At 67.0% G+C, this 7,395-nt stretch carries 8 protein-coding genes; 3 read left to right on the forward strand and 5 right to left on the reverse strand.

Translation table 11 applies throughout. The annotated features are described in order from the left end of the window. Window positions 1–2: 2 nt before the first annotated feature. From ACWELQ_RS32175 to ACWELQ_RS32195, 5 genes are all read right to left on the reverse strand, one after another. Window positions 3–1,538, reverse strand: a complete 1,536-nt coding sequence (locus tag ACWELQ_RS32175) for a sugar ABC transporter ATP-binding protein (protein ID WP_452400795.1) — start codon at window positions 1,536–1,538, stop codon at window positions 3–5. Beyond that, complete coding sequence (locus tag ACWELQ_RS32180; RefSeq protein ID WP_452400796.1) at window positions 1,525–2,613, reverse strand: substrate-binding domain-containing protein; 1,089 nt, start codon at window positions 2,611–2,613, stop codon at window positions 1,525–1,527. The genes ACWELQ_RS32175 and ACWELQ_RS32180 overlap by 14 nt, the downstream gene beginning before the upstream one ends. A 178-nt stretch (window positions 2,614–2,791) precedes the next feature. Further along, window positions 2,792–3,172 carry a hypothetical protein gene (locus ACWELQ_RS32185; protein WP_452400797.1) on the reverse strand — a complete coding sequence of 127 codons (381 nt, stop codon included), beginning with the start codon at window positions 3,170–3,172 and terminating at the stop codon, window positions 2,792–2,794. A 57-nt stretch (window positions 3,173–3,229) separates the two neighbouring features. After that, window positions 3,230–4,060: a DUF4389 domain-containing protein gene (locus ACWELQ_RS32190; protein ID WP_452400798.1), complete on the reverse strand. Its 831-nt coding sequence runs from the start codon at window positions 4,058–4,060 to the stop codon at window positions 3,230–3,232. A gap of 55 nt (window positions 4,061–4,115) precedes the next feature. Then, entirely contained in the window at window positions 4,116–5,549 is a 1,434-nt protein-coding gene (locus ACWELQ_RS32195) for a stealth family protein (RefSeq protein WP_452400799.1), read from the reverse strand. A 513-nt stretch (window positions 5,550–6,062) separates the two neighbouring features. Here ACWELQ_RS32195 and ACWELQ_RS32200 point away from each other — a divergent pair. The 3 genes from ACWELQ_RS32200 to ACWELQ_RS32210 form a co-directional block, all read left to right on the forward strand. Further along, on the forward strand, window positions 6,063–6,551 hold the full coding sequence (locus tag ACWELQ_RS32200; protein WP_452400800.1) for a hypothetical protein: 489 nt from the start codon (window positions 6,063–6,065) through the stop codon (window positions 6,549–6,551). A gap of 17 nt (window positions 6,552–6,568) precedes the next feature. Beyond that, window positions 6,569–7,144 carry a TerD family protein gene (locus ACWELQ_RS32205; RefSeq protein WP_379359672.1) on the forward strand — a complete coding sequence of 192 codons (576 nt, stop codon included), beginning with the start codon at window positions 6,569–6,571 and terminating at the stop codon, window positions 7,142–7,144. Next, the coding region (locus ACWELQ_RS32210) for a thiamine-binding protein (RefSeq protein WP_452400801.1) at window positions 7,141–7,395 on the forward strand (255 nt) is incomplete at its 3' end. The genes ACWELQ_RS32205 and ACWELQ_RS32210, both read left to right, overlap by 4 nt.

A 7,395-nucleotide genomic window follows, 5' to 3' on the forward strand; every position in this document is an offset into this window, starting at 1 on the left:
TGTCATCGCGCGGCTCCCGCCGCCGCGAGTGCGCGCAGGATGCCGTCGGGCTCGGGGTCGTAGGTGTCGAGGCGGATGTCGCCGTCGACGAGCACGATCACGCGGTCGGCGACCTCCAGCACCTCGTCGATATCGGCGGACAGCAACAGCACCGCCGCGCCGTCGGTCGCGAGCGCGCGGGCCTGGCGTCCGATATCGCGGCGGGCGCCGAGGTCGACACCGCGGAAAGGCTCGTCCAGCACCAGCATTCGCGGCCGGTGGGCCAGCCAGCGGCCCACGACGATCTTCTGCTGATTGCCGCCGGAGAGCTCCTCGATGAGGCTGTGCTCGTCGCGCGTCACCACGCCGAGCCGTGCGATGGCGTGGCGCGCCGATTCGTCTTCCCGGCCTCGGGCGATCAGTCCGGTGAGGCTGGAGATCGAGCGCAGGAACGGCAGCGAAAGATTGTGGGCCAGCGACCATCCGGGGATCAGCGCGTCGGCGTGCCGGTCCTCCGGGACCAGGTGCACGCCCGCTCGGATCGCGTCCGCGGGATGCCGCGGGCGGTACGGCTCGCCGTCCAGCTCGAGCGCTCCGCTCGCGAAAGGGGCTGCGCCGAACAATCCTTCGGCCAGCTCGGTCTTGCCCGCGCCGAGCAGGCCGACGACACCGGTGACCTCGCCCGCGCGGAGGTCGAGATCCTGCGGGCGGCGGCCGGGCAGCAGCGCGACTCCGCGTACCGAGAGGACGACCTCGCCATCTCCGCGCCCGGCATCGGCCGGACGCAGCGTCGTCGCGGTGTGCGCGGTCGCGAGCATCGCGCGCAAGGCCGTGTCCCAGTCGAAGGGTCGCGGCTGCTCGGTGATCACCCGGCCGTCGCGCAGCACCACCAATCGGTCTGCGAGCGAATCGATTTCGCCGAGGCGGTGCGAGACATAGAGCACGGCGATGCCGTCCGCGCGCAAGCGCTCGACGATGGTGAACAGGCGGCCGGCCTCGGCCGCGGACAGGGCCGAGGTGGGCTCGTCGAGAATCAGCAGCCGCGGGCGGGCGGACAGGGCCCGGGCCAGGATCAGCAGCTGCTGATCGGAGATGCCCAGGTCGGCGACATCGCGCCGGAGCGTGCGATCATCCCAGCCCAGCTCCAGCGTGTCCTGGATCTCTTTGGCCCGCAGCAGGATTCGACGACCGCTCAACAGCGGGGCGCCGCGGCCGGTGGCGAGTTCCTCGAACACCAGGTTCTCGGCCACCGAGAGCCCCGGCACCACGCCGGCGGCGATGTGCTGATGCACGGTGCCGATCCCGAGCCGCCGCGCGGCCAGCGGACTGTGCAGGCGCGCGGCGACGCCGTCCACGGAGACCTGCCCGCGGTGGCCGGGGTGCACGCCCGACAGCACCTTGATGAGGGTGGATTTGCCCGCGCCGTTCGCGCCGAGCAGCGCCACCACGCTCCCGGGCGCGAGGTCGAGGTTCACTCCGTCCAGGACGGTCTTGCCGCCGAAGGACATTCCGATGTCGCGCAGCGAAACCGCCGCCGCGCCATCGTCAGTGAGCGACAACGGTGATCCAGTCCGCCGCGCTGACCTGCCCGAGGTTCAGCTCCGGCAGCGCCGCACGCAACTGGTCCAGATTCTGGATCTTCTTGGACACCAGCAGATCCCGGCTCACCGCGACGGCCGGGAACTCGACCGCCTGCCTACCGAGCTGCCCGGCGATCTGCAGCGCGATGGTGCGCACCACCGCCGCGCCGACCGCGGAGGGGTCCGTGCCCGCCGTCGCCACCCACGGGCTGTTGTCGGCGGTGATGATCTGGATGTCGGCGTTCGAGATATCCGCGCCCACCACCTTGACCGAGTTCTCCAGGTGCTTGTTCTGCACCGCCAGCACGGTCCCCTTCGCCAGCTCGTCGTACGGCGCGAAGATCCCCTTCACCTCGCCGTGCTGCGTCAACGCGGCACTCACCAGCGGCACGGTGTCGGTGGCGGTGGAATCGGTGACCTTGCCGACCTTGAACGCCTGGTTCCACCCGTTCGCGCCAAGCGCCTGCTGCCACACCGCATCCCGCTTGTCCAACGGCGCGAACCCGGCCACATTCACATACCCGACCGGCGCGTTCTTCCCGATCGCCGCCGCCAGCGCACCGATGGCGACCGACGCGATATCGGCGTCGTTCTGCCGGGTCGCGATCACCTTGGGATTGCTCGACTCGACGTCATAGGTCACCACCGTGATCCCCTTGTCCACCGCCTGATCGATCAGCGGCGCGATGGTCGCGGGAAACCCGTGGTCGACGATGATCGCCTTCGCCCCCGAATTGATCGCGGTGGACAAATCCGTGGCCTGCTTGGCGTTATCGGCCTGCGCGTCATAAACGGCCAGATCGATCCCGATCGCCTTGGCCTGCGCCTTGGCCCCGTTCCCCCACTGCTCGAAGTAATCCCCCGCCCCACTCTGCCGCACCAGCGCGACCTTCACCGCCCCCTGATCGAACGGCGCGGGCTTCTTCCCCGTCGCCTGTACCACCGCCGAAGATGACTGCGGTGCGGCGGAATTGGACGAGGATTGCGAGCACCCGGTAGCCAGCATCAGCACAGCGAGAGCAGGCACGGCCAAAGCCGCCGAAAACCGAGTCACGACAGGAAGCTCCAAACACTAGGCGGGCAACCCCCGGCAAACTACCCGCCATCCCCGCCCCTGGCTCCGGATTCACTCCCGCTGATCCGAACCCGTGACACACCGCTACGAATGGAGCGCACCCGGCGGGTGCGCTCCATTTTTGTGGTTGTTCCAACGGTATTCAGTTCGACAGCATTCAGTCGATCTTGACGCTCAGGCCGTAGTCGACGGTCTGGTGGCTGGGAGACGAGACCCGCAGCTGGTAGGAACCGTTGTACGGCAGGACGACCCGGGACCACTGGCGCTCGTAGGACAGGGTGCCGGTGGGGCCGGTGATGGTGACGACGGTGTCGGACCAGTTGGGCCCGGCATCCACGATCATGACCTGACCGCCGCGGGCGTCGACCTGGTAGGTGTCGTGGCTGAAACCCTGCAGGTGGCCGGAGACGTAGCCGTTGTCGGTGTTGTAGGCGAAGTAGATCTGGTGCACGTCGTCGGCGGAAGCGGAACCGGCACCCAGGATGGTGGCGGCGGAAGCGGCGGCGAGGACGGTGGCGGCGAGGAATTTCTTTTGCATGAGAGAAGGTTCGACCCGGCCACCAATCAGATTCCAACAGAGGACTATTGGGGCTCGTCAGCCGACCTGTACGTGCTGCGAGAGCCCGTCGTAGCGGTTGTCGGAGGAGTAATCCGGGCTGGGACTGAAGATGCTCCACAGGATGCCCAGCACCAGGATGACCCAGAGCAGGACCTTCGCGCCCTGCGAGACCAGGAGGGGGCGGGTCGGGGAGGCGGGGACGTAGCCCGGGGCGGGGAGCATCCCCGGTTGCGGGGCGGGGCCGTCACCGAAGACGCCGGTCAGATAGGCCGGGGTGAGCATCAGCCAGTAGGCGTCGGTCCTGACCTGGCATCGCAGTACGGCCGCGGTGGCCTGGAAGACCATGGCGGGCATCCGCCCGGTGACGAGCATGATCACCCAGATGATCACGGCGATCACCGTCCAACCGGTGGTCAGCCAGCTCGACAGCGCCAGAATCGGAATCGCCAGGATGAACCGGAAGAACACGGCCCACCGGTTCAACCGCGTGGGAGCCGGGAACAGCACGCGCACCGGGTAATTCGCCTCGACGTCGAAGCTGAACGGCGGATAGACGTCCACCAGCAGGTACATATAGGCGAGCACCCGAATGGTGTAGGCGAAGGCGGACCGCAGGAAATCCCCGCACCACACCGGCAGCGCCCCGAGGAACAACGCCCCGAACCAGCCGATGACGGCCACCACCGCCGTCGCCAATCCCACGAGGATCAGGATCAGCGCATGCGGAATGGCCAGAATTGCCCGCAGCAGCACCGTCCACCGCCGATGCTGCTGCGGCGGAAACACATCCAGCCCGACAATGGGTTCCGCGATCGGCTGCACCACGCCGTACTGATCCATGACCCGCACTCGCTTCCTGGTCCGCAAAGCCGGAAAGGTGACGATTCATGGTCAGCGTCTCACAGAGATCGCGCGCGATCCGTCAGGCCGCGCCCGATTCGAAAGCGGTCATGGTGCCCGCGGTGGTGTCGGGTTTCTCCCACGGGGCCGGTTCCGGGAAATAGGTGTCGAGGAATTCGGAGACGGCTCGCACCCGTTCGGCCTCCGGGACCTCCGGGAAACTGCCGTCGTTGAGGCAGAAGAAATCGACATTGCGGCGTTTGGCGAGGCCGTCGAGGAGGGCGAGGCCGGTGTAGGCGGTGGTATCGACGTAGCGGACCTTGGCCGCCTCCTGCGGGACGGCGCGGCCGGTAAGCAGGGCGTAGTAGTGGTAGAGGGAATTGGTGACCGAGATGTCGGTGGCGGCACGGAAGCGGCTGGCGCGGGTGCGGGCGAAATCCTCGGCGAACACCTGCTCCATTTCCAAGAGAACGCTGCGGCGCAACGGAACCGGAGTGTGCTCGAGGTGGCGGGTGATGATGTGGCCGAAGCGGCCGGTCAGCAGGGCCCGGTTTACGCGGGCCGCGTTCTCGAAGCCGCTGCGGCGTTCGTTGTTGGTGCCCGGGCCGATTCGGGTGCCCGCCTCGATATAACGGCTGATACCGGCGGGTGTGAAGAACATGGACGGGCGGACCGGCCGCGCGAAGAACATATCGTCGTTCGAATAGAGGAAATGCTCCGACAGACCCTCGATGTGCTGCAATTGGCATTCCACCGCATGGGAATTGAACACCGGCAGCCCGCTGATATCCGAGAAGTGGTCCACCGCCCGGACCACCGTCACCTTGGGATCGTCGGCCAGCCAATCGGGCACACGGGAATCGGTGGCGATGAAGATGCGGCGGATCCACGGCGCGTTCTTGTGCACCGACCGCAGCGCGTACCGCAACTCGTCGATCTGCCGGATGCGGGCGTCCGCCTCGTCGCCCTCGCCGACCACCACCTGCGCGAGCATTCCCGCACGGCGAGCACGGAATTCGGGATCGGTGCCGTCCACCCAGGAGAACACCAGGTCGATATCGAAGCCGACATCGGTCGGATGCGGAGTGAACATGCCCGCCAGCGTCGGCCAGCTGGCGTCGTAGAGCAGCACGGTGGTGGGTTCCACATCGGCCACGTCGAAGACCATGCGGGTCAACGCATTCGGGCGCGGGCACTCGACGGTGTCACCGTGGTACTCCCACAGTTCGATGTCCACGTGATGGGCCGGATCGAGGTCTCTGCTGAGCCGGAAGACATTGTGCTGCTTCTCATTACAGCAGAATCCGGCGACCATCGCGGCCCCCAGCACCCGTCTCAGGGCCGCCCGATGGCCGCTGTCCACGGCCAGCACCAACCGATGATCCGCGTCGCGGACCAGCAGGTACGGCACCTCCGCGACGGTCAGCTCACCGCGCAGATAGCGCAGATCGTCCAATACCGCGTTCGAGACCACCAAGTTCGCCACGGTCGCCCGGCCCACCAACTCATCCACCATCACCGTCTCCGCTCTGTTCGCACTTCACCTCACGACTGTCCCCGCGCGCCGACACGGTCCCGCACCGGCCCGGGCGGGGTTCCGGGGGCGGCGCGCACCGTGAAAACCGTTGTGCAGTCAGAAGAACGGTGCTGACAGGGTGGTGCGAGGCAGAGTCCACGGTCGTCGCTGATACGGCCGGAATGCCATTCGCACTCACCTCACTCGGTTACGTGACGCCTGTCGCGTCGATGGGAAAGCTGCTGCGTACTTCACCGGGCGGTCATCGGCCGGTTACTCGCATGACCTCGTTCAGACGAGGGACTGTAACGAATGATGCAACCGTTACCGCTTCTCGTCAATCCGTTTCCCCGCAGGTCCGGAGGTGTTTTCACAGACGTAACGGACGAAACCGACGAGTTGGGCGAATCGCATGCCCGAATCGGACGCCAGCGGGCCAGCGGCGCAACGGCATACACTTGCGGCAGCACAGTCCAGCCCGCTGTGCGCAACGCCGACGGTGAGGTGACGCGGATGGTAGCCGACGCGCGGGAACGTCAGGAGCCCTCGACAGTGAACCAGCAGGAACACCCGGAACTCGACGCTCTCCCCGAGTGGCCGCTCGACACCATCGCGGTCCTGGTGACCACCGACCCCGCCCCGCACGCCATCCCGGTGTCGTGGCCGGTCCGCGCCGGGGATCGTCGAATCCTGCTGAGCCTCAAGTCCGATCGCGGTTCCCTGGCCCGGCTGCGCGACCGCCCCGAAGTGGCGCTGCTGATTCTGGGCGGCGGCGATGTCGCGCTGTGCGCGCGCGGCAAAGCGCGCGTGATCGCCGATCCGCTGCCCGGCGCCGACGATTATGTCGGCGTGGAATTGACCGTCGAGGTGATCGACGACCATCGCCAATCCGCTTTCCAGGTCGCCACGGGAATTCAACGCACCGTCCAGGACGACACCGAACTACGCTATCTGGAGAAACGGGTCGCGACGCTGAAGGCAATGGCGGCCGATCAGAACTGAGGAACTAAGGAGACCGCGTGTCTGTCAGCTTGGCCAAGGGCGGAAACGTTTCGCTGTCCAAACAAGCCCCGAACCTGACCAAGGTCGCCGTGGCGCTGGGCTGGGATGTGCGCACCACCACGGGTGCGGACTACGACCTGGATGCCAGCGCCATGGCGTGCGGATCCAACCAGCGCGTGCTCTCGGACGCGCACTTCATCTTCTACAACAACCTGCGCTCCCCCGAGGGCACCATCGAGCACACCGGTGACAACCTCACCGGCGCGGGCGACGGGGACGACGAGGTGATCAATGTCGACCTGGCCGCCATGCCGCCGACCATCACCAATATCTTCTTCCCGGTCTCCATCCACGAGGCCGACATTCGTCGCCAGTCCTTCGGCCAGGTCCGCAATGCCTACATTCGCGTCATCGACGCGGTGACCAACTCCGAGCTGGCCCGCTTCGACCTCACCGAGGACGCCTCCACCGAGACCGCCATGGTCTTCGGCGAGCTCTACCGCCACGGACCGGAATGGAAGTTCCGCGCCATCGGCCAGGGCTACGCCTCCGGTCTGGCCGGCATCGCCCGCGATTACGGCGTGAACGTTTGATCGTCGCCTTCTCCGTCACCCCGCTCGGCGTCGGCGCGGACGTGGGTCGCGCCGTCGCCGAGGCGGTTCGGATCGTCCGCGCCAGCGGCCTGCCCAATGAGACCAATGCCATGTTCACCACGATCGAAGGTGACTGGGACGAGGTCATGGCCGTCGTCAAACAGGCCACCGACGCGATCTCGCCGTCCACGACCCGAATTCCCCTGGCCGCCAACTGTTCCGCCTCCTCCTCGGTGGGCGGGGTGTTGGTG

The organism is Nocardia sp. NPDC004722, from assembly GCF_053601505.1.